This is a genomic window from Azospirillum sp. UFLA03-27 (assembly GCF_059803775.1).
The window spans coordinates 1-24728 of record NZ_JAUQTX010000036.1 but is presented as its reverse complement, the minus strand read 5'-3'; the positions used below and the strand labels follow the sequence as shown (position 1 = coordinate 24728).

Below are 24728 nucleotides of genomic sequence, written 5' to 3'. Positions count from 1 at the left end.
GCTCACAATGGGGATGGATGCCCATCATTATGAGTGAGCCTTGACAGCGTTCCTATTTTGTTCCAGCTTTTGCGCAACGGGGGGAGGTTTACGACATGGTGGGCAGCGAGACGCGGGCAGTGATTGAGCAAGATCGTGGGGAAGGCCGGTCTTCGAAGCCAAGCAATCTTGACATAAAGATCACGGAGGCGTGGTCGCGCATGAACTTGCAGCAAAAGAAGCGGATGATTGCCGTTATGGAGCGTCTTCTTCGTCATCAGGACGAAGCATAATTTCCATAATTTCTAAGGTCTTCATCTTTGTGGAGTCGTTCATCTTGGACAGCAGGCGCGCAAATTCCCTGTCGATATCGCTTTCTTCAGACTGACTGGTTGTGGCGGTCGACGATTCCACCTTGGCGGCAGCGTCCAGTAGAGCGGACGCGGGGAGCTTCAAACCGACGGCGAGTTTCGCCAACGTTTCAGGCTTTGGGGCGTTCCCGCGCCGGATCGTCCGGATCGCGTCTACGCCCAAATCTGATGCGAGACACGCCGCGCGCTCGGACAGCCCCAGCTCGGCGCGGCGATCAGCAATAAGGTTCAGCAGGGTTTCGTAGCGGTGCATGCGGACAATATGCCGCAAACTCTCCGCGGGCGTCTTGCGGATAGAAATCCGTTGACGGTGCGGAGAAATATCCGCATCATCGGGTTTATGGACTACCGCACTCAACTCATCACCCTCGCCGAAGAATATGCCCGCGCCACGGGCCTTTCCGAGGCGCGCATCGCTACCCTGGTCCAGAATCAGGGTGCGTTCTTCAGGCGCATCCGATCTGGCTGCGGGTGCTCCGTCGACACTTACCTCAAGGTCAAGAGTTGGTTTTCCGATCATTGGCCGGAAGGCCTCGCGTGGCCTGAGGACGTTGACCGCCCGGATATTCTTCCGCGCCAGTCGCCGGGGCGGGCACCGCTCGCGCCCGGCCAGCAAGCCCACGCATAGGAGGCCGCGCCATGGCTGACCATGCCTCCTTGCTCGCTGCGCGCTACGCCGTCCCGGCGCGAACGCACAGAGCCGGCCAGTTTACCACGCTGCGAGGCTACTGGGCTGCGCGCCGGAGCGTCACGCGGGCATGCGGTCGGGCCGGCCACCTCCTGCGGGTGAGCCCGCACCACCTTCGCGTCGCGGCCCAGGTCACGGCAACCGCGGGCCTCCTCATCGGAAGCGCCTTCGCACTGATTTCGGCCTTCGCCCGTCTCGGGCAGGCCGTGCTCGGGCTCTAAGCCCGGACCCCCGCGCTCCAGCCGGGGCGCAGACAAACGAACGCCGGCCCAGGATTGCACCCCGCGGGCCGGCGCTCCAACCGAAAGGCACTGATGACTATGCAAACCAGCACCAATCGGCAGCCCGGAGAATGCCACGGACGGTCCACGCCGGTCCAGCCCACCGAAGGTGCAGAGCGCCTGACCGGCCTCGTCGCCCAGGTCGCGCGCCTCGTCGCCTGCGGTCATCCCGACAAGGAGATCGCTCACCGGCTGGAGGTTCCCGAGAGTTCCGTGAAGAAGGCCGTCTATGCGGCCAAGCAGGCCCTCGGGATCGAAGGCCGCGCGGAGTTCGCGTCCGCTCTGCCGCTTCGCAACGGCCCCGCCGAGATCGTTCGCCTCTCTCCCCGCCAGGAGTCGGTTCTGGCTCTCGTGTCCGCCGGAAAGCAGGACAAGGAGATCGGCCGAGCCCTCGGCATCACCTTGGCGACGGTGAAGCAGCACGTTCACGCGGTTTTGCGCCGGACCGGCTCGAAGAACCGCGTCCAGGCCGCGATCTGGTGGCGCAACAGCTCGGCCCAGGCCGACGCGGCGCCCTCCCAGCCGGGGGGGGCGTGACATGGACGGCTTATTCACCTACCGCCTCCCGGATCGCGCCCAGATCGCACGCGCCCTTGCCGGCGAATACGCGGGCTTCAATGGCCCCAGCAGCGGCGCGCAGAAACGCTGCCCTGGCCGGTGTGACCGCCTCGACTTCGGTGGCGCGGATGCGGAGCAGCGTCGCCAGGATCAGGGCGTCGACGGGGTTCTGGATCGGATTGTGCGTGTTCATGCCGCCAATGCTGCGCACGCACACGTTGATGGGTCCACGGCGAATGGTGGACGCGTTCTGTCCAAGCGAGGACAGGAAATGTCCGCCGCCCGCGAGGCTGCCGCAAAGCGTCTCGCTGAGGACGTGAAGCGTCATTTCGTGACGAAGCACGGCGGCGAGCACGTTCGCAAGCGCGTTGCCGCCGAATACGAGGTCAGCACCCGGCAGGTCAGCCGGTGGTTCGTGGACGGCCCGGCCTTCCCGTGGCTGGCCGTTATGCGCGAGCGCGAGGGTGAGCGGTTCCGCCGCGTCCTGGCCGGAGCTGACGCCGGGGTCCTGCGGTTCCGCCGCTCGCGTGGCGACGATGCCGGAGGGAATGCGTGATGCGCGACATCCCCATCATCTTCAGCGCGCCGATGGTCCGCGCGCTCCTCGACGGGCGGAAGACGCAGACGCGACGCCTTGTCCCGCAACCGCCGGCCGAGTGCGGGATCAACTACATGCTCGGCGAGGAGTCGTGGCTGCCGATCGAAAAGCGGACCCCGGTGCGCCGCCACTTCGAAGCCTGGACCGGCCCCCTATTCCAGAACCGGCCGGCCGGGCATCTGTGCGGCAGCTTCGACATCACGCCGCGTTTCCAGCCCGGGGATCGCCTGTGGGTGCGGGAGAGCGGGCGCGAGCTGCGGATCGCGTCCAATCCTCATCCTCGGGAGCCTCGGGACGAGTGGACGACCTGTGGCTTCCGTTACTCCGCCGACGGAGCCGTGGCCTACCTGGGCGATGCGGTCGGCCACGATGACGAGAGGTCGCGCCCCTCGATCCACATGCCCCGCTGGGCCTCCCGCCTGACGCTGGTGGTGGAGGAGGTGCGGGTGCAGCGGCTCAACGACATCAGCGAGGAAGATGCGGTGGCCGAAGGGGTCGAGTTCTGCAATCCGCCCCCACGGGGATTGGGTGGGTGGCGCGACTATGGGGACAAGCCCGGCGACACGACCAAGCGCTATTTCTCCGACCCACGCCGCAGTTTCCAGACCCTCTGGGGCTCCCTCCACGGCGCCGACGCTTGGTCCGCCAACCCCTGGGTGGTCGCCATCAGCTTCGCCGTCCACAACGCGAACATCGACGCGCTGACCAAGGAGGCCGCGTAAATGGCCATCAGCAAAGCCCGCCGCGACCACAGCGCCGCCCTGCAGGCCAAGATCGCCCCGCTGCACGGCTTGGGCCTGACCAGCGCCGAGATCGGTGAGCGGATCGGCGAATCCTCCAGGACCGTCGGAAATCATCTGTACCTGATGGGCCTCAAGGGCAACGCCAGCCAGGAGGCGCGCGTGTCCCGCGGGCTCGCCAAAGCCATCGTCGCCGCCCGGCCCGGCCAGGACGACGATGCTACGGCGCCCGGCCCGGAATGGATCATGAGCCCGGCGGCCCGCGCTGCCATGGAGGCCAGCCGGAAGGCGACGATCCGCGCCATGGGCGACAAGCCGACAGACGCGTCCGTTCTGCGACTCCGCGGCATCGTCCACCGCCTCGACCTCGACCCCCGCGCCCGCGCCGCCCTGCGGAGGATTTCGCAATGACCAATTGCGTCACTCTCGACATGCCGGCCCCGCCGAGCGTGAACAACCTGTTCAAGAACGTCCGCAGCGGGCGCGTCCCGACGCCGGCCTACGACGCCTGGAAGCAGGCCGCCGTGTGGAAGGTCAAGGCGCAGCGCCCCGAGCCCATCCGCGGCCCCGTGACGATCCTGGTCGAGCACGGCAAGCGCTCCGGCCGGGTCGACCCGGACAACCTGTTCAAGGCCCCGCTCGACCTCTTGGTGAAGCTGGGCCTCATCGAAGACGACAACGCCGACATCGTGGCCGAACTGACCGGGCGCCCCAACGTGCCGGGCCTGACGGGGTGCCGCGTCACGATCACGCAGAAGGAAACCCCCTGATGACCATCACCGCGAAGAAGCCCAAGGTGGCCCGCGAGATCAACTCGACGCCCGTCGCCGCCAGCCTGACCATCGACTCCGCCGTGCTGCTGCGCGCCGTTCGGGCCGTATCGCTGGCCGTTCACCGCAGCAACACCATCCCCATCCTCTCGAACGTCGCCATCAAGGCCACCGCCGGCGGCATTCGCCTGTGGGCCACCGACCAAGACATCGCCATCGTGCGCACGGTCCCCGCCGAGGCCCCGACAGCGTTCGGGACCACGGTGGAGGCGAAGACTCTGGCGGGCGTGCTGGGCTCCATCGCCACCGGCCCCGTGACGCTGGACCCGAACAGCGAGGCCATGCGCGTCGCCGTCACCGGCGAAGACCTGACCGGGCACCTCTTCACGCTGCCCATCGATGACATGCCCGACGTGCCGCTGGTTCCGACCGACCGGCCGTTCCAGATGCCCGCTGGCGACCTGCTGCGGCTGTTCGATGCCGTCAAGCACTGCATCTCGACCGAGGAAACCCGCTACTACCTGAACGGCGTCTTCCTCCGGCGCCACGACAGCATCCTGCGCGCGGTGGCGACCGACGGCCATCGCATGGGCATCGCCAGCATCGCGACGCCGGTTGACGGCGAGCACGTCAGCCTGGACGCGGGCGTGATCGTGCCGCGGCAGGTGATCGGCCCCGTCCTGCGCCTGCTGGCCGTCGTGCCGGAGGCGGTCCCGGTGACGCTGAGCATTCCGGACGCCGAGAAGGACGCGCTGCCAGCCAGCACGAAAATCCCGCGCATGTCCTTCGCCTGGGAGCACGGCGGCGAGACGACGGAGGTCGTTACCCGCCTCGTGGATGGCACCTATCCCGATTACGAGCGTGTCATCCCGCAGGATACGCCGAAGACCCTCACGGTTTACCGGGCCATGCTGCGCCGCGCGCTCAAGACCGTCGGCCCGGCGCTGACCGGCAACGCTCCGGGCGTCAAGCTGACGCTGGACAAGGCGTCGCTGCGGATCACCGCCGAATCCGTGGATGTGGGCAGCCTGACCACCCGCGTCACGGTCGCCAGCACGGACAGCGCCGAATGGGGCCTCAACGCCCGCTATCTGGCCGAGACGCTGGACGCCTTCGACGGTGACGCGGTGACGATCCGGTTCGAGGGCGGCGGCTATCCCTTCATCTTCGAGCCGGCCGACGACGGGCGCCCGAGCGACCAGCGCGACCGGGTGTCGCTGGTCCAAGTCCTCATGCCGATGTACGTTTGAGGGCCTCGCCATGAGCAAGATCGGACACAACAAGCCGCCGGCGGACGGATCGGACGTGGGCGGCATCGCGGCGGACCGGCTGCGGTCTTTCGTGGAGCGCATCGAGCGCCTGGAAGAAGAGAAGCGCGGCCTGCAGGAGGACATCAAAGAGGTCTACGCCGAGGCCAAGGGTACCGGTTTCGACACCAAGATCATCCGCCAAGTCATCCGGCTCCGGAAGATGGACAAGGCCGACCGCCAGGAACAGGAAGCGATCCTTGATCTCTACAAGGAAGCGCTGGGCATGGCCGAATGAGCGCCCGCAACGACTGGCTTTCCCTCTGCCGCGCGCTGGTGTCCGCCCGCGCCGCGAAGGGGCTCTCGCAGGAGACCGTCGCCACGCGGCTCAGCATCACCCGGCAAGCGCTGTCCGCCTGGGAGAAGGGCGTCAACTTCCCGCCCGCCGACAAGCTCTTCGCCTGGGCCGCCCTCGTCGGCGTCCGCATCTTCGAACCCAATCCGCAGAGCGCAACAGACGATTGCGCCAAGGAGGCAGCATGAGCAAGGCGCGCCTCGCGTCAGACCTGGAGCACGCCGTCCTTCTCGGCGTCGCTCAGCACAAGATGTACCGAGAAATCGCCGAGTCCGCCGGTGTGACGAAGGAGGAGGTGCGCGCCTGCGCCGCAAAGCTGGCCGCGCGGCTCGGGTGCTCGACCAAGATGGATCTGATCGGCAAGGCCCACTCGCTGGGGTATGGCGTCCGGTACACGGAGCCGGACCCCACATCGCGCCAGCCGCCCGTCTTCTCGGGTCTGTGCCCCAGCCAATCCGCCGTGCTGGAGGTCTGCACCAAGCACGCGGACGGCGCTGGGCGCGTGCCGCTCAGCCACGCGGAAATCGCCACCGCGGCCAAGCTGCCGTCGGAAGTCGCCGCAAGGGAAGCCGTCCACCGCCTTTCCGCGCGCGGAATCCTGATGCGCAAGCCCCATCAGCCCCGGTCCATCCAAGTCGTCTGGTCGCGGCTGAACCCTCTCATGGCCGCGAGGGTTCTCGCATGACCCCCGCCATGATCGCCACGCTCCAGGCGACTCCCGCCTCGCGCGCCGTTCAGGCCGCCCGCCTGCCGGCCATTGCCGAACGCGCCGGCCTGGAGATCACCGAGGCCAAGGCCGCGATGCAGGCCCTCGCCAACGGCGGCTTCGTCAACGAACAGCGGGTCCCGAGGGACTTTCTCTACTTCCGCACGCCCGAGGGCGACGCGGCTGCGGCGGGAGGGGTGTGATGGCCGAGAACAGTTCAATCGAGTGGACCGACGCCACATGGACGCCCGTCGTGGGCTGCGATGCGGTCTCGCCAGCTTGCGCCAACTGCTACGCCGCGTTGATGGCGGCCCGGCTGGAAGCGATGGGCCAGGAGAAGTACCGGGGCGTGGCGACCCGCGTTGGCAACAAGGGGAAGTGGACCGGCAAGGTCACGCTGTGGGAGCCGGAAGTCCTGGCCCCGCTGAAGGCGCGGAAGCCCAAGCGCTGGTTCCTGACCAGCATGGGCGATGTGTTCCACGATGGCGTGCCGTTTGAGTTCCTTGACCGGCTGTTCGCCGTGATGGCGCTTTGCCCGCAGCATACCTTTTACGTGCTGACCAAGCGACCGGATCGGGCGGCGAACTATCTCGCCTCTCTTGGCGAGCGCATGCGCGAACAGCGACGCGAATGGCACATGAACAGCCTCGCTGAAGCGACCTGCGGGTCAGCGCGCGATGCCTGCGAATGGCCCGTCTCGGGGCGGATCGACACGCCGACAATCTACGACAGAGCCATCAATGCGCTGTGCTCGGGCGCGCTTCCCAACGTGCTGATCGGCTCCTCCGTCGAGGACCAACCCCGCGCCGACGCCCGCCGCCAGCACATGGAGCGGATCGCCGCGGGCGGCTGGCGGACCTTCGTCAGCTACGAGCCGGCGCTCGGCATGGTCGATTGGGCTGGGTGGGGGTTCCTGTCCTGGCTCATCAGCGGCGGTGAGAGCGGTCAACACGCCCGGCCGTGGCACCCTGACTGGTTCCGGGCCGCGCGTGACTTCTGCCTACCGCGCGACATCGCCTACATGCACAAGCAGAACGGCGAGTGGGCGCCGACCCAGCCGGTTCCCGGCGGGGACCTGGGTGGCGACATGCGCGCCGGTCGCGTGCGGATCGTTAAGCCTGCTGGCGAGAACGATGGGCATTTCCGGCGCGGCGACGCGCTGATGGCCCGCGTTGGCAAAGTGCGAGCCGGCCGCCTCCTCGACGGCGTTCTGCACGACGGCTACCCGACTAGCGCCGACGAGGCCACCCCATGACCCCCGCCACCGCAGCGGCCATGGCCGAGAACACGCGCCTGATGCGCGAGCACGGCGACGATCTGCCCAAGCGGCCCGCGCTGTGGAGGACCTATCAGGAGAACCTGCGCGCCATTCAATCGGCGGAGGATCGGCGCAGCGACCGGCGAAAAGGGGGTCGAGCATGCTGACCCCCGTTATCATCGGCGGCGGGCGCGTGATCGCCTACGACGCCGACTGCCGCGACGTGCTGCGCCAGATGACCGAGAAGGGCGAGCGCGTGCACGCTGTGTGCTCCGACCCGCCGTACCACCTGACCAGCATCGTCAAGCGCTTCGGGAGGGCCGGTGCGGCCCCGGCGGTCCATGGCACCGATGGAGCGTTCGCCCGCGCGTCCAGGGGCTTCATGGGCAAGCAGTGGGACGGCGTGGCGGAAGGCGAGCTTCCCATCGCCTTCGATCCGGCCACCTGGGCGCTCCACCTCGACGCCCTTCTGCCCGGCGGCTACATCACGGCTTTCTCCAGCTCGCGAGGGTTCGGGCGCATGTCCGTCGCCATCGAGGACGCCGGTTTCGTCGTCCACCCGATGCTCGACAACGTGCTGAGCATGGCCGAGGCGATCGTCGCCTTCGTGGACAGCCTCTCCGAGGAGCAGGCCGAATCCTTCCTGCGCATCCTGGAGAGCCAGGACCCGGCGGGACATCTGGCCTGGATCTTCGGTTCCGGCATGCCCAAGGCGACGCGCCTGAAGGCCCCCGGCACCGATCATCTGCGCTACGGGGGTCAGGCCCTCAAGCCCGCGCTGGAGCCGATCTTCATGGGGCAGAAGCCCATGGAGGGCACCGGGACGGCGAATTGGCTCCAGCACGGCACAGGGCCGCTCAACATCGATTCGGCGCGGATCGAAACGGGAGAACGCCCGCTGATCGCTGCGGATCGTGGCCGCGGCGTTGGCGCGAGTTATGCCGGCGGCGCTGACGGCACTCTTTATGGTTCGCGTTGCGCCGGAACGACCGTTGAGGGCCGTTGGCCCGCGAACGTCCTGCACGACGGGTCGCCGGAGGTGCTTGAGGCGTTCGGGTCGTTTGGGGAGTCGTCGGAAAAGCCGCGCACCCTGCATCGGAATGGCGAACGGCGCATGGACGGCTGGGGGCTGACCGCGCAATCTCAGGGCATCGTACACGGCGACTCCGGCTCCGCCGCCCGCTTCTTCTACGAGGCCAAGGCGTCCGAAGGGGACCGCTGGTTTCTCTGCAAGGTCTGCGGCACAGCCCACCCCGCCCGCACCATCGGCGCCCACGCCCACGGCCTGGAGACGACTGACCATCTCGTCCAGCACCCGACCGTGAAGCCCCTGGATCTGATCCGCTGGCTCGTTCGTCTGACGGCGCCGGAGCGCGGCCAGACGGTGTTCGACGGGTTCGCGGGCACCGGATCGACCGCTGTCGCCTGCCTCGCCGAAGGTCGCCGCGCGATCGTCTGTGAGCGCGATCCCGACTACTTCCAAATCCTCGTGGCGCGCTGCCGGCACTACGCGGGTGAGGGCGCTCACACGGCCTCGACCCCGAAGGTCCGGCGCAACGCTGCTCCGCCCGCGCCCCTCCCACTGCTGGCCGCCATCCAGGCAGTGCCGCCGGCCCCGGCGGAGTGACCGGCCATGCCCACCACCTCTCTCCAGGGACACGCCATGAGCGCCACCATCCGCACCATGCTCCGCGGCGACGTGCCCGCGGTCATCGACATCCTGCGCGACTGCCACCGCCAGCCCGGCGGCGCGATCCCCCAGCGCTACGCGGCCGACCTGCGGGACGTGCTGTTCGACGCCCTGGCCGGCATCTCGCCGCACGCCGCCCAGGTGCTTGTCGCCGCCGGCGAGGAGGCCCGCGTCGTCGGCGCCATCGCGTTCCGTCGGGCCTTCATCTCCGCCGCTGGCTGGGACATCGCCTATTGGGGCGTCTGCCCGACGGTCCAGGGCGCCGGGGTCGGCGGGCGCCTCCTCGACGCGGCGCTGCTGCGCATCGGCAACCGGGCCGAGCCGGATCACTTCGTGCTGGCCCGCACAGGCCGGCCGGATGTGTTCGAGCGCCGCGGGTTCCAGGCAATCACGCCCGGCCCGGCCGCGCTGATGCTGGCGTGGGCGCGGGACCTGCAGGGCGCCCGGCTGGCGCAGGCCGCGGAGTAGGGCGATGGCCTACCAACGCGACGCAGCGCACGACATTGCTCTGGAGCACTGCCTTTGGGCCAAGTTCCAAGGCCTGTCGCCGCGCACCGTGATCCGCTCCGTCGGCGCCCCGGTCCTGACGCGCGAGGCCCCGCAGTGGGGCGACGCGCTCAGCAGCGTCCGGGCCGCGCTGTTTCTGATGCGGCATGAAAAGAGGGCTGTCTGAGCCATGGGAAAAGTCCGGCGCGTCGACCTGTCCCCCGACGAATGGCTTGTGGGCGCGGCAACGCTGCGGCCGGACGAGCGCGGCTGCTACATCACCGTCTGCTGTCTGATCTACAGCTACGGCGGCCCGATCGACGACGATGATCGGGACCTCGCGAAGCTGTGCAACACGACGATTGAGAAGTGGCGCCGCATCCGCGCATCGCTGCTCGCGCGCCGCAAACTGTTCCTCAGGGACGGGAAGCTGAGCAACCGTCGGTGCGAAACTGAACTCGAAAAGGCCACGAAGCGGACCGAAAAAGCTCAAGAAACCGGTCACGAAGGTGGCATAAATTCGGGCATTTCTCGCCGAAATCAGAGGCGTCTTTATAGTCAGAACAATGAGTTATCCGAAGCGGATGCTTCGATTGAAACGAAGCTAACCACCAACCACCAACCACCAACCAAGAATCCTTCCCTGACGGGAAGGATAGAATCTATCGGTCAGCAGCCCCTGGGCCATGACCCGAATGCGGATGAGACGAGCCTGCGGACCGGTGATCCGCAGACGACGGACGGGCAGGGCGTCGATGCCCCCCGATCCACCCCGGAGCCACAGAGCCAAGACCCGAATGCGACGTTCGGCGAGTGGTGGCAGCACGTCCCGCACAAGGTGAGCAAGGGACACGCTGAGAAGGCCTATCGGTCGGCTGTGAAGGGCGGAGCGACCCCCGCCGAACTGCTGTCCGGAATCCAGAGGTACGCCCGGCAGGTCGCCGGAACCGAGCCCCGGTTCATCAAGCACCCATCCTCGTGGCTGAACGGAAAGTGCTGGCTGGACGAGCCGCCGCCGGTCGCCGCGCATTCGCACAAAGGACACGATCATGACCAACGTGACCAGTCTCGTGTCAGCGCTGCCCGCCAGCGCCCCGACAACCTGTTCGCTGACTTCCTGGAGCGCGACCTTGCGGGACGCGCTTAGCCCCCAAGCCGAGGGCGTGGTGATCGACGGCGTTTACGTCGTCCGGCCGGGCGCATGGAAGCCGCCCGCGGTCGTCCCGCCCGAGGTGCAGCGCGAGGCGGCGGCGGCCCTGGACGACCTGCGCGCCGGAATCGCCCCGGTGTCGTACGCCGACGCCGCCCGGTGGGTCGCCCACCTCGCCAACCGCTGCAACGGCAGCCAGCTCCCGCCGGAAACCAAGCTGGCCGGAGCCGTCTCGGACATTCTGAACAGCGGCTACCCGGCGGCGCTGTTCGCCGATCCGGCGGCGTTCGACCGCATTGCTCGCAAGTTCCGGTTCTGGCCGGGCTGGGCGGAGCTGTCGGAGTCGCTGGACGGCGAGCGGACCCGCCTGCGCGACGAGTGGTCCCGGCTGTCGATCATCGCCAAGGGCGGGGCGCCAGCGCCGCAGCGTCGCCGTGCGGAATCGGAGGAGGAGCCTGCTGGTCCGCGGGCCATGAGCGAGGCCACGGAAAAGCTGATGGCCGATTACTGGGCGCGGAACGGAGGGAAGCCGGCGCGGCGGAACATGGGCGCGCCGGCTGTGATGAACCGGGGGGAGGGCTGAGGCGATGGGCAAGAGCGACCGCCAATACCCGCCATGCACGCCGATGGACCTGCTGAACATGGCTCACTGGGTGAAAAAGCACCTTCACCGCTTTCGCCCCGATACGGCGGATCTTGCCGACGCAGTCCACGGCCCGCTTGCCGCCATGCTGGAAAGCGCGGCCGAGCAACTGGCGGGGCGACTGCATCCGGACCAGGAATGCGCGCTCCCCGGATTTTGGATGCGGGTCGGGGATGAGTGGGTCCGCACCCCGAGACAGGAGGGCTGAGGTGATGAACGAAACGACCGACAGCCATCCGATGATAAGCAAATACCAAGCCAGGAAGATGAAGAAGTTTCTTAAAAGAAAGGGCGAGGAAAGGCAGGCGGCGAAGATCGCGGTTGGGTACATTCGCACCGATGATGGGGGAGGTTGCCCAACTCAGGAAGACCAAGGAAAAGCCATCCGCAAATTCTGCACTGATAACGACCTGGAAGTCGCCGAAATTTATTCGGACGTCTGTGGCGGCGTGGGAAATCCATTGCAGCGACCGGGCTTCTCGAAAATGAAGGAGGCCCTGGATAAGCGGGGCATCGGGAGCGTGGTCGTCCTTGCCGCCGACCGAGTGTCGGAGCGGATGCCCTGGGCCATGGCCTGCGCCGCCATGCTGCGGGACGAGTGCCGCGCGCTCGTACGTTCGGTCGATCGCGGAATCGTCACGAGGTCCATCGAGGCGGACATGGAGTTTGGCTTCGCCGCTGCGGCCGCTTCATGGTCTGCGAAAGTCCATCCGGAAAATCAAGAATGAATTCGTCGGTCTGCGGCGCGCCATTCAATTGTCGCGGTGCCGTGGAAAGGCGGGTTTCGCCTTTGGGGGATAAAATGCGTCACGATTACTTGAAAGAAGCGCGGGGAGTATTGCGCGTAAAGGGATGCTCGGGTCGTCTGGTTTCGACCGACCCCACCTTACCGCCCCATCCCTGGAAAGGCGTAGCGCCTTTCCACTCGTTACCGACCGAGGTGTGACCATGGCTGCTTACGGCTACATCCGGGTTTCGACCGACGAACAAGCCTTGGAAGGTCAAAGCCTTGACGGGCAAGAGCGCGTCATCCGCTCCCTCTGCGAGAAGGCCGGCCTGCCGCTGGCCCGGCTGTTCGTCGACGCTGGCGTGTCGGCGAAAATCCCCCTGCGCGACCGGCCGCAGGGCGGCGCGATGCTCTCGGCGCTGAAATCCGGCGACAAAGTATTCGCAACAAAACTGGACCGCCTGTTCCGCTCGGACACCGATTTCTGCGTGACCGTGGACGAGATGGCCGATCGCGGCGTGGACGTGGAGCTTGGGGACGGCATCCCTGACCCGACCAAGGGCGGCATGTCGCGCATCCTGGCCCTCGTCCTCGCCGGCTTCGCTCGGTTCGAGCGGGAGATGATCGGCGTCCGGACTCAAGCCGGCATGGACGAGCTGAAGGCCAAGGGCCGGTACCAAGGCGGCAACCCGCCGTTCGGTTTCCGGCGCGAGGGCGACGCGCTGGTCCCCATTCCCGGCTTCGACGCGATCAAGGGGCGCATCGTGGAGCTGGCCGCCGCCGGGACGTCGCTGCGCCGGATCGCCGACACGGTGTCCGCCGAGCACGGCATCAAGGTGACGCACCCGACCGTGAGCGCCTTCCTGAAAGACCGGGCCGCCGAAGGAGACGCAGCATGAAGCTACCGACCAACACCCAAGAGGCGACGCCCATCCCCACCGATGTCGAGCTAAAGGCGGCAGGAGACTTTGAGCAAGTCCTTCGCGAGATGGAAGGCGTCGCGACTGGAGAGGATGCGGCTCCTGAATTTGACGATGAGCAAATGGCGCTTATCGCCGACTGGCGCAGTCGGCTTCTGGCCGCTGTTGCGCCAGCATCGAATGCCGATGCCGCGATGACTAATGGGGCGTGGGTTGGAAGTTCCGCTCACTCCAAAGCCAAGGAGGATGACCGTGGCTGAGATGCTGTCAATCCAAGACCTGTCCCGTGCCGCGGCCAGCGGCGACATGCCGAAGGTGCTGGGCCACTTGCTGGCAGTCTCCCGACGGCTGGCCGATGCCGAGCAATTCGCAATTGAGGCGGAGGCCAGAGCGCAATCCGCCGAGCGAGGCCGCGAAACCACCCAGCGTGTGTTTGACCAGATCACCGCCGAAAACCGCGACCTCCGCGCCAAGCTGGAGACCATCGCCGGAGGCGCAGCATGAACGCCATCGCCACCCCCGCCGCCGCGGCCTCCATGTTGCCGATCGACGCGACGCCGGTCGACTCCCGCAAGCCGGCCACCGTCTGGGACATGCTCGTCTGGGCCTACGGCTCGCAGCGCGCCGACCGCCTGGGCCTGGGGCGCAGTGACAGTTCCAAGTTCCGCTGGATGAACTACCTGTCCAGCCTGGACGGCGACATTCCGGCGGGAATCCACCGGGACGCCGCCGCGGCCCATCGGCTCGTCATCGGCATCCTGGAGCCGGACATCGCGCAACTCGTCATCGAGGCCGCCCGCGCCGGCGAGGAGCCGGAGCGCCCGACCGTTCAGCCGCAGGCGCGGGCCGTGCCGAACATGGACCGCGGCGAAGGCGGCGCGGATCATGTCATCCGGGGCGAGTGGGTCAAGATCCCCGAACTGAACCTCACCCGCGCCGAATACGCCAAGCTCGCCGAGACCGAAGACCACGGCGAGGTCGAGCGCTACGCGGTGCCCGGCGGCGCCCACCGCTGGAAGTACCGGGTCGACCTGCGGCCCCGCCGCCGGAGCCGCCGCGAGAAGACGTTCGTGAACCGCCGCGGACGGCGGATCGACATGCCGCCGTCCGGCTACGAGCCGGGGGATCAAGTCTGGTCGCCCTGGTGCCCGGTCGAGTACTGGCCGGAGCCGGCCTATCTCGCGATGCTGACCGCCATCGTGGACCGGTTCGAGGCCGCTTACGCCGAGCTGGAGGAGGCGTTTTTGCAGGTCCCGTTCCGGTCCCGACGAATCGTCCCCGACAAGCGGTAATCCATCGGAAAAATATAACCCTTTATCGCGAAAAAGGAATTTGACAGGCGGAGAGGTCGGGTGTAGGGTCGCCGTTAATCGTCGAAATCCGACCGCAAGAACCCCGCCGGGCCAGCCCCGAGCGGGGTTTTCTGCGTCTGGGTCTCGGCCCTGCAATCCCGAGATCCGCAGGCGCGCAGCACCGTCCTGGTCCCTGCAAGCCTTGCCCGATGACGCCGCGCAGCGTCGCCTGCGGCCTAACCCATCGCCTTGGGCCTCCGGCCCCGCTGGAGACTGCCCAATGGATTCCACCCCCGATGCCGGAAAGGTCGATGGCTTAGTCGGCGCCCTGGTTTACCTGATCCACGCCATGCAATCCGGCGGGCCGTGGGTGATGGGGCTGGTGGCGGTGGGGATCGCGGCCAATCTGGCATGGCTGATTTACTGGCTCCCGCACATCGTCCGGCCCTTGGCGTCGGCCATCAGCATGGTTCGCCGCGGCACCTCAGAGCGGGAAGAGGAGCTGGAGGCCGAAGTTGCCTCGCTCCGAGAAAAGGTCGACCGCCTGAGCCACCAGTTGGAGGAGCAGGCCACGGTTTTGCGGACGCTGGTGCCGTACATTGACCCGAGCAAGCTGGACCCCGACGTTCTGGCCCGGCTGTTTGGTGGTCCGTCACCAGTCGCCGCGGAGTGACGACGTGTTCGCCCGCGAATGGGCGGCGTCGGCGAGTAGCAATTCACAATTGCGCATTCAGGAGGTTGGGCATGAAGCGACTGCTGATCGGCGCCGGGATTGGTGCCGCGATGGCGCTTGGCTTGGCGGCCTCCGCGGTCGCCCCGGCTGAACGAGCGGACATCCGCACCGAGCAGCAGGACGTTTCCCGGCTGGAGCGCAAGGTTGACCGCCTGCGCCGCCGCCTTCGCGATCCGCTGCGCACTGCCTCGAAGGAAATGGCGCGCCGAGTTCGGCAGATCGCCGACGGTGCGCTGCGACCCGCCAACGGGCTGATGGGGACGAAATGACCAAGCGCTGCAACGAGACGTGCATGACGGACGGGGCGTGTTCCTGCGGGCCGCGCCGCGCCGTGACCGAGGGACTGGACGCGAGTGGGGAGCCGTTCGTGGCCGTTGACGGCGCGCCGGTCCACGCGCATCACGAACTGGTCGAGGATGGGGCTGGGCGCTTGTCGCTGTACCGCTGGCCGACCGCCATGGACGCGAGACCCCGTGACCACAGCGGCCATCACGCTGGCTATGCGGTCGACCGCGCGGCCGAGAGCGGAGACGCGACGGTGCGCATCGTTTCCCAACGCCTTCCGCTCAGCATCATCCCGGCCGATTGGGTCGGGCGGGTGCTGGCCGAGCAGCCGGACGAGCCGGCATGAAGCCGCTGAGCCAGTCCCTCGCCGACGCGGTGCGGATCATCGAGGCGCTGATCAAGCGGCAGCGGAAACAGGGGTGAGGTCATGGCGCGGAAGCCGAAGGGCGAAGTGACCCGCCTGGGCGGCCTGAAGCGCCCCATGCCGCCCGCCGACCTGCGCGACCCTCTTCCGCCGTGGCGCTTCGTCCCGGCGGTCGATCTGACGGAATGGCTCATGGCCGTCTTCGTCTCGGAAACCGGGCTACTCGCCAACCCGGAACACGCGCATCTGCGCCAAGCCAACATCGCCTGCCTGTGGGCGAACCGGCCGCTCGTCGTGAAGATGAACCGAGCCGTCGCCATGGCGGAGATGCCGCAGCCCCGCGGAAGCGCCTGGACCGCCGGGCGGGCGGAACAGCAGCTCGACGACTGGTTCGGCTACGAGCCGGATTTCCTGCTGACCTTCGACGCCGTGTGGTGGGCCGAAGCGGACGACGCCTCAGCCTGCGCCACGGCGGAGCATGAGCTTTTCCACTGCGGCCAGCAGCGCGACGTGTCCGGCGCCCCGAAGTTCGGGCAGGACGGAAAGCCGAAGTTCGGCATTCGTGGGCACGACGTGGAACAGTTTGTCGGCGTTGTTAGGCGATACGGCGCCGTTACATCTGGCGTGGAAGAAATGGTAAGGGCCGCCAATAAAGGACCCGAGATAGCGCAGTCTGTGATAAGCTTATCGTGCGGAACTTGCAGTCGGAAGATAGCATGAGCACTGACGAAATCGCAGTCGCGGAACAGTGGAAGGTCGTTGAAGATTACCCTGACTATGCGGTTAGCAACATGGGAAGGGTGAAACGCCTTACGTCTAGGACGTGCGCAAAGGCTGGAAGCATATTGAAATCTTGCCCGCGCCGAAAAGGGCGTAGCGGCGGTTATCCAAGCGTTGATCTCTGCCGCGATGGGAAGAGGAAGACGGAATTGGTTCACCGCCTTGTCGCCAAGGCTTTCTTGGGTCCGGTTCCGGACGGCATGGAAGTAAACCACATTAACGGTGTCCAGTCTGACGCGAGGGTCGAAAACCTCGAATACGTGACGTCGGCAGAGAACCAGCTTCACGCCTACCGGTCTGGCCTGCAATCGGCGGCCGGAGAACTGAATGGGCAAGCCAAGCTGACAGAAGATGACGTAAGAGAAATACGGCGGTCCAAGAGCGGGCCGCGCGGCACTCAGGCGGCGCTCGCAAGGCGCTATGGGGTGAGCCCGACGACCGTCCGGCAAGTTATGCTCGGGCTCGTCTGGCCGCATGTCGCTTGATGGTGCGGGTTGCGAATGCTGGTCCGACGATCGCCCCGGCGCTGATCGGGGCCGCGTGTGGGACCTGTTGCCGGAAGATGGCGTAGTCTGGACCGCTATGGACGGGATTGAATGAAATGGCAGTCCTGAAACCGGAGGTAAAAGCCTTCATCGTCCAGGCGGTTGCCTGCTTCGATCCCCCGTCCGCCGTTGTCGAGGCGGTCAAAACCGAATTCGGCATCGTCGTGTCTCGGCAGCAGGTCGAGGCGCACGACCCCACGAAGGTGTCGGGCCGCGGACTGGCCGAGCGGTGGAAAGACCTGTTCGAGGAGACCCGCAAGGCCTTCCTTGAAGACACGTCCACCATCGGCATCAGCCACAAGGCGGTGCGGCTGCGGGCGCTGAACCGGATGGCGGCGAAGGCGGAGACCATGGGCAACATGGGCCTCGCCGCGCAGCTCATGGAGCAGGCCGCCAAAGAGTGCGGCGACGCCTTCACGAACAAGGTGCGCAACGAGCACACCGGCAAGGACGGTGGCCCGATCCTGAAGGCGGAAATCCCCGCCGACCCCGTCGAGGCCTCGAAGGCGTACCAGAAACTCATGAGTGGCTGATCCGTGATCCCCTTCGAGTTCGACTTCCGCAAGCCCGACTACGTGGCGGTGTTCCGCTGGAGGGCGGAGCGGCTGGCGAAGCTGCGCGCGGAGCCGGAACTCCTGCCGGCGGTGAAGGCCTACTACCGGGACCACCCGGCGGACTTCATCGAGGATTGGGGCTGCACCTTCGACCCTCGCAACGTCGAGCGGGGCCTGCCGAGCGTCGTGCCGTTCATCCTGTTCCCCAAACAGTGGGAATGGATCGAATGGACCGTCGAGCGCTGGAAGGCGCAGCAGCCCGGCCTGACGGAGAAGACCCGCGACATGGGTATGTCGTGGCTGTCGGTCGCTCTGGCTTGCACGCTGTGCCTGTTTCACCACGGCGTGGTGGTCGGGTTCGGCAGCCGCAAAGAGGAGTATGTGGACAAGATCGGGTCGCCGAAGTCCCTCTTCTGGAAGGCCCGCATGTTCATGAAGTACCTGCCGCCCGAGTTCCTGGGCGGCTGGAGGGAGGACAAGCACGCGCCGCACATGCGCATCAACTTCCCCGGCACGGATTCGTTCGTTGCGGGCGAGAGCGGCGATGGCATCGGGCGCGGCGACCGGACGAGCCTCTACTTCGTGGACGAGTCCGCGTTCCTGGAGCGGCCCCAGCTTGTCGAGGCGAGCTTGTCGCAGACGACGAACTGCCGCATCGACATCAGCACGCCTAACGGACCGGCCAACCCCTTCGCGATCAAGCGACACAGCGGCAAGTTCAAGCTCTTCACCTTCCACTGGCGGGACGACCCGCGGAAGGATGACGCATGGTATGCGAAGCAGGTTGCCGAACTGGACCCGGTGACGGTCGCCCAGGAAATCGACATCGACTATGCGGCGTCGGTTGAGGGCATCCTGATCCCGTCCGCGTGGGTCCAGGCCGCGGTGGACGCTCATGTGAAGCTGGGCTTCCGGCCCAGCGGAGAGCGCTCCGGCGCGCTGGACGTCGCCGACGAGGGCCGCGACCTCAACGCCTTCTGCGGCGCCCACGGCGTCGTTGTGGAGACGCTGGAGGAGTGGCAGGGGAAGGGAAGCGATATCTTCGGCACGGTCGAGCGGGCCTTCGCCCTGTGCGACGGCGCCGGCCTCCCCAGCTTCCGCTACGACGCGGACGGCCTGGGCGCCGGTGTGCGCGGGGACGCGCGGGTCATCAACGACCGGCGCAAGGCCGCCGGGCAGAAGCCTCTCGACGCGCTGCCCTATCGCGGGTCGGCGGAGGTGTTCGAGCCCGAGCGGGAGGACGTGAAGGGCCGGAAGAACCGGGACTTCTTCGCCAACCGCAAGGCGCAAGCGTGGTGGTCGCTCCGGACCCGGTTCCAGAAGACCTTCCGGGCGGTGGCCGAAGGCGTCGCCGCGCCGCATGACGAACTGATCTCGCTGCCCTCCAGCCTGCCGCTGCTCGCCAAGCTGTCGGTGGAGCTGTCCCAGCCGACCTACAGCATCAACAGCGCGGGCAAGATCGTGGTGGACAAGACTCCAGACGGGGCCAAGTCGCCGAACCTTGCCGACGCGGTGGTGATCCGCTTCGCCCCGCTGGAGCGGCCTCGTCTCGTCGTCTCCGATTCCGTCCTGGCCCGTGCGGCCATGCCCACCATGAGGCGCCAATGACCACCGAGCCGCAGCACAGCAAGCGCCGCCGTCGGCGTCGCCGCGCCGCTCCGGCGCAGGATGGGGTGTCGCCGCCCGTGGCCGGCAAGCCGCGGCGGGGGATCTCGCATGCGGCCTTGGCCCGAGCCCAGCAGAGGCCAGCCAAGGCGGGAGACCAGCCGCACCCGTTCCGCCTGCCCAGCCACCCTCCGGGCGTTGCCCCGGAGGCCGCGAGCGGCATGGCCCTGGACTCCGCCTCGCAGGCGACCAACGCCATGTTCGCTTGGGCCGCGCAGAGCGCCTGGCACGAGGGGCAGCAGTTTCTCGGCTACGCCTACCTGTCCGAGCTGGCGCAGCGGCCCGAGTACCGCGCCATGGTCGAGCGGCTGGCGCAGCACATGACCCGCAAGTGGATCAAGCTGCACAGCGTCGGCAAGGAGGACAAGAGCGAGAAGATCAAGGAGATCGAGGCCGAGCTGAAGCGCCTGGGCGTCCAGGAGGCTTTCCGCGATCTGGCCGAGGGTGATGGATTCTTCGGTCGGGCCCATCTGTACCTCGACACCGGGTCCACGAATGACCCGGAAGAGCTGAAATCGCCGCTGATCGGCGCCGATGGCAAGCCATCCCCGGCAAAGGTCCGCCGCGGCTCGCTGAAGGCCGTCAAGACGGTCGAGGCGGTCTGGTGCTACCCGACGGGCTACGACAGCAACAACCCGCTGTCCCCCGGCTGGTACAAGCCCGCCTCGTGGTTCGCCATGGGGACCGAGATCCACGGCTCGCGCCTCCTGACCTTCATCGGTCGCGAGGTGCCGGACATGCTCAAGCCGGCCTACAGCTTCGGCGGCCTGTCGCTGTCGCAGATGGCAAAGCCGTACGTGGACAACTGGATACGGACCCGGCAGAGCGTCGCTGACATCGTGAACGCGTTCAGCGTCATGGTGCTCAAGACGAACGTCGTGTCCCAAATTTCCGACGCCGAGGCGGCAGAGCAATTCTTTAAGCGCCTGGAGCTGTTCAACAACATCCGGGACAACCGCGGCATCATGGCCGTGGACAAGACCGACGAGGACTTCGCCAACGTCTCGGCTCCCCTGTCCGGCCTGGACGTGCTCCAGGCGCAGACGCAAGAGCACCTGTCGGCGGTGTCCGGCATTCCGCTGGTGATCCTGCTGGGCATCACGCCGTCGGGGCTGAACGCCTCGTCGGAGGGCGAGATGCAGGCCTTCTACGACCACGTCCACGGCCAGCAGGAACGGTTCTTCCGGCCCGGCCTGACGACGGTTTTGGAGGTCGTGCAGTTGAGCCGGTTCGGCGAGATCGACCCCGACATCACCTTCGACTTCGAGCCCTTGCGGAGCCTGGACGAGAAGGAGCAGGCGGACACCCGGCTCGTGCAGGCGCAGACGGACGCGACCTACATCGATGCCGGCGTGCTCGACCCGCAGGAGGTCCGGCAGCGGATCGCGGACGACGAGTCCGGTCCGTACGGCGGTCTGGACCCGGATCGCAGCACAGCCCCACCCGCGGGCGGCGCAGGCATCCCGCCGGTTCCGCCGCTGGTCCTGCCCACACCTCCGGCCGCTCCGGAGCCCAAGCCCGAGGGGGCCTGATGGAAGCGCTGATCGAACGGATCGTCATCGGCCTGACCGGCGCGGTGGTGGTCTTCTACCTGCTGGTCCTGGGTGGTGGGGCGACGTGCTGCGGGCGTGACCCCCGCGCCAAGCCGCCGCGTCCGCCGATGGAATGAGGCCGCCCCATGTGCTTCGCCTGTGACGCGCGTCCGGCCGGGCTGATCGGCCTGTCCCGGACCGCGCCGGGCACGCCCCTCTTCGCCCTTGACCGGGCCAACCGCCCCTTCTCGAAGGCCGCCGTCATGCGGGCGCGCCGGGCGGAAGAGGCCTACGCCCGCGAGCTTCGCGGCGTGGCCCGGCAGATAGGCAACCTCGTCAAGGGCAGCTTCGAGCGGCCCGACGACCTGCGATGGGCCGCTGGCATCGCCGACGCGCTCAACCGCTACGCCAAGGTCATCGAGCCCTGGGCCGACGCAGTGGGCCGGCGCATGCTCGCCGACGTCGCCGCGCGGGACCGCAAGATGTGGCTCGACGCCGGGCGGCAGATCGGGCGCGTGCTCCACAAGGAGATTGAGGAGGCGCCCACCGGCCTCCTGATGCAGGCGCGACTGGCAGAACAGGTCCAGCTCATCACCAGCCTCCCCACGGAGGCGGGCGAGCGGGTCCAGCGGCTTGCGGTCGAGAGCCTGACCAGCGGCGCGCGGGCGGAGCAGATCGCGCAGGAGATCATGCGATCCGGCGAGGTCACGGCCAGCCGGGCGAACACGATCGCGCGAACGGAGGTGGGGCGGACGCAGGCAGAGCTGGTCTCTGCGCGGTCGCAGCACATCGGCTCCACGCACTTCGTGTGGCGCACGGTCGGCGACTCCGACGTGCGGCGCGATCATCGGGCGTTGGATGGCACGACGCACCGGTGGGACGCCCCGCCGGTCGCGGACAAGCGGACCGGAGCCCGGAGCCTGCCGGGGGCAATCTACAATTGCCGATGCTATCCGGAGCCGGTGCTTTAGCCGCCCTGGCCGACGCTCCGCAGGATCGCCGCAGCGCGTTCGGCCAGCGGTCCGCCTGCCTTCGCCACATCGGCCAGCAAAGGCGCGACGGCCTCGATGAAGGCCGCCGCCTCGTTGCCCACAAGACGCTCCTCCGGGACGGACACCTCGAAGCTCATCAGCTCCGCGTCCCGCCGCAAGTCGTCCACCAGTTCGCGGACCGCCTCCAGGGCGTCCGTCAGATCGTCGTTGGTCATCCGGCCAGCCTACAGGGGTTCCCGCCATGCCACCAGTCAGCGCCGCGCCGCGCCCCTACCTGGGCGACCTGATCCGCCTGCTGATCCGCTTCTTCATGGAGGAGGCGCAGGAGCCCGAACATCAGGGGCCGGACTTGGGCGCGCAGGATGCGCCGCCGCAGAAGACCGCGGCCGGGGTCATCTTCCGCGCGCCGGATGGGGCGGTGCTCTTGCTGAAGCGCAGCCCGGATGACGCCAATTTCGCCGGTCACTGGTCGCTCCCTGGCGGCGGGGCCGATCCGGGCGAGACGGCGGAGCAGGCCGCAATCCGCGAGTGCCTGGAGGAGATCGGGCGCGAACCGCCCGGCCTGCTGCGGCTCCTCAGCCGCCAGGAGACGCCCACCGGCATGGCGTTCCACACCTTCGAATGCCCGGTGGCGGAGAAGTTCGAGCCGACGCTGAACGGGGAGCACACGGACCACGTCTGGGCGCTCGCGGACGCGTTGCCCGAGCCCATGCACCCGAAGGTGCGGCAGACGTTGAACGGCCTCGGCGCCGCGGACAGCGCCCCCGCCGACCGGCTGGCGATGGACCGGGGCGACACGGTGCGCACCAAGGACGCCGACGGGCGCCTGCGGGTCGAGCGGGCCAACATCTCGAAGGCCGTCGTGAACCCCTACATGGGCAGGGAAATTCCCGGCTGGGAAGCGCTGGGGCTGCAGCCGGACCGGACGTATCGACTTCTGCGCCATCCCGACGAGCTGGCTCGCGCCGCGGCGTCGTTCAACGCGCTGCCGCTGCTCGACACCCACGTCCCAGCGACCGCCTGGGATCACCCGAAAGGCAAGGTCGTCGGCACCACCGGCACGGACGCGGCGTTCGAGGCGCCGTACCTGACCAACAGCCTCGCCGTCTGGACCGCCGACGCCATCGACGGCATCGAGGACGGCAGCCGAAAAGAGCTGTCGTGCGGCTACCGCTACGACCCCGACATGACGCCGGGGACGTGGGAAGGCCAGCCGTACGACGGCGTGATGCGGAATATCCAGGGCAACCACGTGGCTCTGGTGAAGGAAGGACGAGCCGGCCCGGACGTGGTTGTCGGCGACGAAATCCCTGTGGAGATGAAGAACATGAGCAAGCGTAAGGGCCTCGTCGCGAAGCTGCGCGACAAGCTGACGGGCAAGATGGCGCAGGACGCCATGGGCGAGCTGGACGGCATCCTGGGCGAGCTGGAGGCCGGCGACGAGGCCGAGGTCACCCCGGCTCCGGCCAAGCGGATGACCAAGACCGAGATCCTAGCCGCCCTGGCCGGCAAGCTGGGCGAGGAGGACATGGCCGCGCTGGGCAACATGCTCGGCGAGGACGAGGAGCCGGCCACCGATCCGAACGGCGGCGTCCCGATCGCGAAGGCCAAGGACGAGCCCGCCCCGTTCCAGGGGCAGCCGGAACCGCCCGTGACCAAGGCCGCCATGGACGCCGCCCTGAAGGCCGAGGCCGCGAAGACCGAGGCCGCCGTGATCGCCCGCATGCAGGGCGTGGCCGAGGCCCTGGACGTGGTCCGCCCGGTCGTCGGAAAGCTGGCCGTCGCCTGCGACAGCGCCGACGGCGTGTTCCGGGCCGCGCTGGAGATGCAGGGCGTCAACGTCAAGGACGTCCACCCCAGCGCCTACCGCGCCATGTGGGACATGCACGCGGCCAGCCTGACCCCGCGCCGCGCGGCCCCGGCCCACGCCATGGACGCCGCGAGCGCCAAGGGCTTCGAAAGCCGCTACCCCGGCGCGGGCCGCATCGGCACCGTCTGACCGGGCGCCGCAGCATCACCGATCCACCGGCCCCCTCGTGGGGCCTTCTTTTTTGGGAGAGCACCCCATGAGCGGCGGATTCCAGTCGCAGGTCAACAGCCAGCCGGCCCCCGCCGTTGCTGGCGATTTCGCGAGCACCAACCCCCGGCACAACGCCCTGGCCGGCCCCGGCGCCTTCGTGGCCGGCGCGGACGGCGTGACCATCGGTCGCTTCGCCTGGGCCGATTACAGCGCCGTGGACAGCAACGGCGCGCCGGCCATCGTGAGCAGCCACGGCATCGGCAAGCCGACCGGCATCGTCCCGCGCGTGCAGCAGGGTCTCATCACGACCTTCCTCGACGGCGCTTCGATGACGATCCCCGAGGGCTTCCCCGTCGAGATTTTCGACGGCGGCGACTTCTGGGTCAAGAACGAGGGCTCCGCGCGCGCGCTGCCGGGCCAGAAGGCCTACGCCAAGTTCGCGGACGGCTCGATCAGCTTCGCCGCCTCCGGGGCGCCGACCAACGCCGTCGTGACCGCGAGCGGCGCGTCGTCCCAGGCCGTCATGACGGGCAGCATCGCCGGGAACGTCCTGACCGTTACCGCCAAGGCCAGCGGCACCATCGTGCCCGGTGGGGTACTGTCGGGAACCGGAGTCGCGTCGGGCACCCACATCGTGTCGCAGATCTCCGGCACCACCGGCGGCGTCGGCGCCTATGCGGTGGACATCCCCGAGCAGGCGGTCGCGAGCACGACGATCACCGAGGACTACGGCACACTGACCGTCACGGCGGTGTCGAGCTGTCTCTTATACACATCTCCGAGCCCACGAGACTATAAC

At 67.8% G+C, this 24728-nt stretch carries 38 protein-coding genes; 35 read left to right on the top strand and 3 right to left on the bottom strand.

The window, feature by feature from the left end; translation table 11 throughout:
- Positions 1-234 precede the first annotated feature (234 nt).
- Positions 235-870, bottom strand: coding sequence for a hypothetical protein (locus tag Q4I23_RS08175; RefSeq protein ID WP_498525871.1), 636 nt, complete (start codon positions 868-870; stop codon positions 235-237).
- A 482-nt stretch (positions 871-1352) separates the two neighbouring features.
- Between Q4I23_RS08175 and Q4I23_RS08170 the strand changes: the two genes are divergently transcribed.
- On the top strand, positions 1353-1856 hold the full coding sequence (locus tag Q4I23_RS08170) for a LuxR C-terminal-related transcriptional regulator (RefSeq protein ID WP_498525870.1): 504 nt from the start codon (positions 1353-1355) through the stop codon (positions 1854-1856).
- Between the two features lie 10 nt (positions 1857-1866).
- Here the strand turns inward: Q4I23_RS08170 and Q4I23_RS08165 are convergent, their stop codons facing one another.
- Positions 1867-2205 carry a hypothetical protein gene (locus Q4I23_RS08165; protein WP_498525869.1) on the bottom strand — a complete coding sequence of 113 codons (339 nt, stop codon included), beginning with the start codon at positions 2203-2205 and terminating at the stop codon, positions 1867-1869.
- A gap of 3 nt (positions 2206-2208) precedes the next feature.
- Here Q4I23_RS08165 and Q4I23_RS08160 point away from each other — a divergent pair, with 3 nt between their 5' ends.
- The 32 genes from Q4I23_RS08160 (at position 2209) to Q4I23_RS08005 (ending at position 21888) form a co-directional block, all read left to right on the top strand.
- Positions 2209-2433, top strand: coding sequence for a hypothetical protein (locus Q4I23_RS08160; RefSeq protein ID WP_498525868.1), 225 nt, complete (start codon positions 2209-2211; stop codon positions 2431-2433).
- A complete protein-coding gene (locus tag Q4I23_RS08155) occupies positions 2433-3197 on the top strand; it encodes a hypothetical protein (RefSeq protein ID WP_498525867.1) in 765 nt (254 codons plus the stop codon). The genes Q4I23_RS08160 and Q4I23_RS08155 overlap by 1 nt, the downstream gene beginning before the upstream one ends.
- Positions 3198-3626, top strand: coding sequence for a hypothetical protein (locus Q4I23_RS08150; protein ID WP_498525866.1), 429 nt, complete (start codon positions 3198-3200; stop codon positions 3624-3626). It begins immediately after the preceding gene.
- Positions 3623-3985, top strand: a complete 363-nt coding sequence (locus Q4I23_RS08145) for a RusA family crossover junction endodeoxyribonuclease (protein WP_498525865.1) — start codon at positions 3623-3625, stop codon at positions 3983-3985. Before Q4I23_RS08150 ends, Q4I23_RS08145 begins: the two co-directional genes overlap by 4 nt.
- Positions 3985-5235: a DNA polymerase III subunit beta gene (gene dnaN / locus Q4I23_RS08140; protein WP_498525864.1), complete on the top strand. Its 1251-nt coding sequence runs from the start codon at positions 3985-3987 to the stop codon at positions 5233-5235. Before Q4I23_RS08145 ends, dnaN begins: the two co-directional genes overlap by 1 nt.
- Before the next feature lie 10 nt (positions 5236-5245).
- Entirely contained in the window at positions 5246-5530 is a 285-nt protein-coding gene (locus tag Q4I23_RS08135; RefSeq protein WP_498525863.1) for a DUF2312 domain-containing protein, read from the top strand.
- The gene (locus tag Q4I23_RS08130; RefSeq protein ID WP_498525862.1) at positions 5527-5775 is read left to right on the top strand and encodes a helix-turn-helix transcriptional regulator; all 249 of its coding nucleotides are present in this window, start codon (positions 5527-5529) and stop codon (positions 5773-5775) included. The genes Q4I23_RS08135 and Q4I23_RS08130 overlap by 4 nt, the downstream gene beginning before the upstream one ends.
- On the top strand, positions 5772-6272 hold the full coding sequence (locus Q4I23_RS08125) for a LexA family protein (protein ID WP_498525861.1): 501 nt from the start codon (positions 5772-5774) through the stop codon (positions 6270-6272). Before Q4I23_RS08130 ends, Q4I23_RS08125 begins: the two co-directional genes overlap by 4 nt.
- A complete protein-coding gene (locus Q4I23_RS08120; protein ID WP_498525860.1) occupies positions 6269-6496 on the top strand; it encodes a hypothetical protein in 228 nt (75 codons plus the stop codon). Before Q4I23_RS08125 ends, Q4I23_RS08120 begins: the two co-directional genes overlap by 4 nt.
- Entirely contained in the window at positions 6496-7548 is a 1053-nt protein-coding gene (locus Q4I23_RS08115) for a DUF5131 family protein (protein WP_498525859.1), read from the top strand. Before Q4I23_RS08120 ends, Q4I23_RS08115 begins: the two co-directional genes overlap by 1 nt.
- The gene (locus Q4I23_RS08110; protein WP_498525858.1) at positions 7545-7718 is read left to right on the top strand and encodes a hypothetical protein; all 174 of its coding nucleotides are present in this window, start codon (positions 7545-7547) and stop codon (positions 7716-7718) included. The genes Q4I23_RS08115 and Q4I23_RS08110 overlap by 4 nt, the downstream gene beginning before the upstream one ends.
- Positions 7712-9178, top strand: coding sequence for a DNA methyltransferase (locus Q4I23_RS08105; RefSeq protein WP_498525857.1), 1467 nt, complete (start codon positions 7712-7714; stop codon positions 9176-9178). The genes Q4I23_RS08110 and Q4I23_RS08105 overlap by 7 nt, the downstream gene beginning before the upstream one ends.
- 6 nt (positions 9179-9184) lie before the next feature.
- The gene (locus tag Q4I23_RS08100; RefSeq protein ID WP_498525856.1) at positions 9185-9709 is read left to right on the top strand and encodes a GNAT family N-acetyltransferase; all 525 of its coding nucleotides are present in this window, start codon (positions 9185-9187) and stop codon (positions 9707-9709) included.
- A gap of 4 nt (positions 9710-9713) precedes the next feature.
- Positions 9714-9914, top strand: a complete 201-nt coding sequence (locus tag Q4I23_RS08095) for a hypothetical protein (protein ID WP_498525855.1) — start codon at positions 9714-9716, stop codon at positions 9912-9914.
- A gap of 3 nt (positions 9915-9917) precedes the next feature.
- A complete protein-coding gene (locus Q4I23_RS08090; RefSeq protein ID WP_498525854.1) occupies positions 9918-10874 on the top strand; it encodes a YdaU family protein in 957 nt (318 codons plus the stop codon).
- On the top strand, positions 10858-11460 hold the full coding sequence (locus Q4I23_RS08085) for a hypothetical protein (RefSeq protein WP_498525853.1): 603 nt from the start codon (positions 10858-10860) through the stop codon (positions 11458-11460). The genes Q4I23_RS08090 and Q4I23_RS08085 overlap by 17 nt, the downstream gene beginning before the upstream one ends.
- A 4-nt stretch (positions 11461-11464) precedes the next feature.
- Positions 11465-11728: a hypothetical protein gene (locus Q4I23_RS08080; protein ID WP_498525852.1), complete on the top strand. Its 264-nt coding sequence runs from the start codon at positions 11465-11467 to the stop codon at positions 11726-11728.
- 4 nt (positions 11729-11732) lie between these two features.
- Positions 11733-12248, top strand: a complete 516-nt coding sequence (locus Q4I23_RS08075) for a recombinase family protein (protein WP_498525851.1) — start codon at positions 11733-11735, stop codon at positions 12246-12248.
- Positions 12249-12468: 220 nt separating this feature from the next.
- Complete coding sequence (locus Q4I23_RS08070) at positions 12469-13146, top strand: recombinase family protein (RefSeq protein WP_498525850.1); 678 nt, start codon at positions 12469-12471, stop codon at positions 13144-13146.
- Positions 13143-13427, top strand: coding sequence for a hypothetical protein (locus Q4I23_RS08065; protein WP_498525849.1), 285 nt, complete (start codon positions 13143-13145; stop codon positions 13425-13427). Before Q4I23_RS08070 ends, Q4I23_RS08065 begins: the two co-directional genes overlap by 4 nt.
- Entirely contained in the window at positions 13420-13671 is a 252-nt protein-coding gene (locus Q4I23_RS08060) for a hypothetical protein (RefSeq protein WP_498525848.1), read from the top strand. The genes Q4I23_RS08065 and Q4I23_RS08060 overlap by 8 nt, the downstream gene beginning before the upstream one ends.
- On the top strand, positions 13668-14459 hold the full coding sequence (locus Q4I23_RS08055; RefSeq protein ID WP_498525847.1) for a hypothetical protein: 792 nt from the start codon (positions 13668-13670) through the stop codon (positions 14457-14459). The genes Q4I23_RS08060 and Q4I23_RS08055 overlap by 4 nt, the downstream gene beginning before the upstream one ends.
- A gap of 280 nt (positions 14460-14739) precedes the next feature.
- Positions 14740-15132, top strand: a complete 393-nt coding sequence (locus Q4I23_RS08050; protein WP_498525846.1) for a hypothetical protein — start codon at positions 14740-14742, stop codon at positions 15130-15132.
- 71 nt (positions 15133-15203) lie between these two features.
- Positions 15204-15461 (top strand): hypothetical protein, encoded by a 258-nt coding sequence (locus Q4I23_RS08045; RefSeq protein ID WP_498525845.1) that lies wholly within the window; start codon positions 15204-15206, stop codon positions 15459-15461.
- Positions 15462-15559: 98 nt separating this feature from the next.
- On the top strand, positions 15560-15823 hold the full coding sequence (locus Q4I23_RS08040; protein ID WP_498525844.1) for a hypothetical protein: 264 nt from the start codon (positions 15560-15562) through the stop codon (positions 15821-15823).
- Positions 15824-15904: 81 nt separating this feature from the next.
- Positions 15905-16561, top strand: coding sequence for a putative metallopeptidase (locus Q4I23_RS08035; protein WP_498525843.1), 657 nt, complete (start codon positions 15905-15907; stop codon positions 16559-16561).
- Positions 16558-17106 carry an HNH endonuclease gene (locus Q4I23_RS08030; RefSeq protein WP_498525842.1) on the top strand — a complete coding sequence of 183 codons (549 nt, stop codon included), beginning with the start codon at positions 16558-16560 and terminating at the stop codon, positions 17104-17106. The genes Q4I23_RS08035 and Q4I23_RS08030 overlap by 4 nt, the downstream gene beginning before the upstream one ends.
- A 116-nt stretch (positions 17107-17222) precedes the next feature.
- A complete protein-coding gene (locus Q4I23_RS08025) occupies positions 17223-17699 on the top strand; it encodes a DUF2280 domain-containing protein (RefSeq protein WP_498525841.1) in 477 nt (158 codons plus the stop codon).
- Between the two features lie 3 nt (positions 17700-17702).
- Positions 17703-19328, top strand: a complete 1626-nt coding sequence (locus tag Q4I23_RS08020; RefSeq protein ID WP_498525840.1) for a hypothetical protein — start codon at positions 17703-17705, stop codon at positions 19326-19328.
- Positions 19325-20917 carry a DUF1073 domain-containing protein gene (locus tag Q4I23_RS08015; RefSeq protein WP_498525839.1) on the top strand — a complete coding sequence of 531 codons (1593 nt, stop codon included), beginning with the start codon at positions 19325-19327 and terminating at the stop codon, positions 20915-20917. Before Q4I23_RS08020 ends, Q4I23_RS08015 begins: the two co-directional genes overlap by 4 nt.
- Complete coding sequence (locus tag Q4I23_RS08010; protein ID WP_498525838.1) at positions 20917-21054, top strand: hypothetical protein; 138 nt, start codon at positions 20917-20919, stop codon at positions 21052-21054. Before Q4I23_RS08015 ends, Q4I23_RS08010 begins: the two co-directional genes overlap by 1 nt.
- A gap of 9 nt (positions 21055-21063) precedes the next feature.
- The gene (locus tag Q4I23_RS08005) at positions 21064-21888 is read left to right on the top strand and encodes a phage head morphogenesis protein (protein WP_498525837.1); all 825 of its coding nucleotides are present in this window, start codon (positions 21064-21066) and stop codon (positions 21886-21888) included.
- On the opposite strand, the gene Q4I23_RS08000 is transcribed toward Q4I23_RS08005, so the two are convergent.
- A complete protein-coding gene (locus Q4I23_RS08000; RefSeq protein ID WP_498525836.1) occupies positions 21885-22124 on the bottom strand; it encodes a hypothetical protein in 240 nt (79 codons plus the stop codon). The two genes, Q4I23_RS08005 and Q4I23_RS08000, sit on opposite strands and share 4 nt — an antisense overlap.
- A 26-nt stretch (positions 22125-22150) precedes the next feature.
- On the opposite strand from Q4I23_RS08000, the gene Q4I23_RS07995 reads away from it, so the two are divergent.
- On the top strand, positions 22151-23908 hold the full coding sequence (locus Q4I23_RS07995; protein ID WP_498525835.1) for a DUF2213 domain-containing protein: 1758 nt from the start codon (positions 22151-22153) through the stop codon (positions 23906-23908).
- A gap of 67 nt (positions 23909-23975) precedes the next feature.
- Positions 23976-24728: structural cement protein Gp24 (locus Q4I23_RS07990; RefSeq protein ID WP_498525834.1), on the top strand; the 753-nt coding region annotated here is incomplete at its 3' end.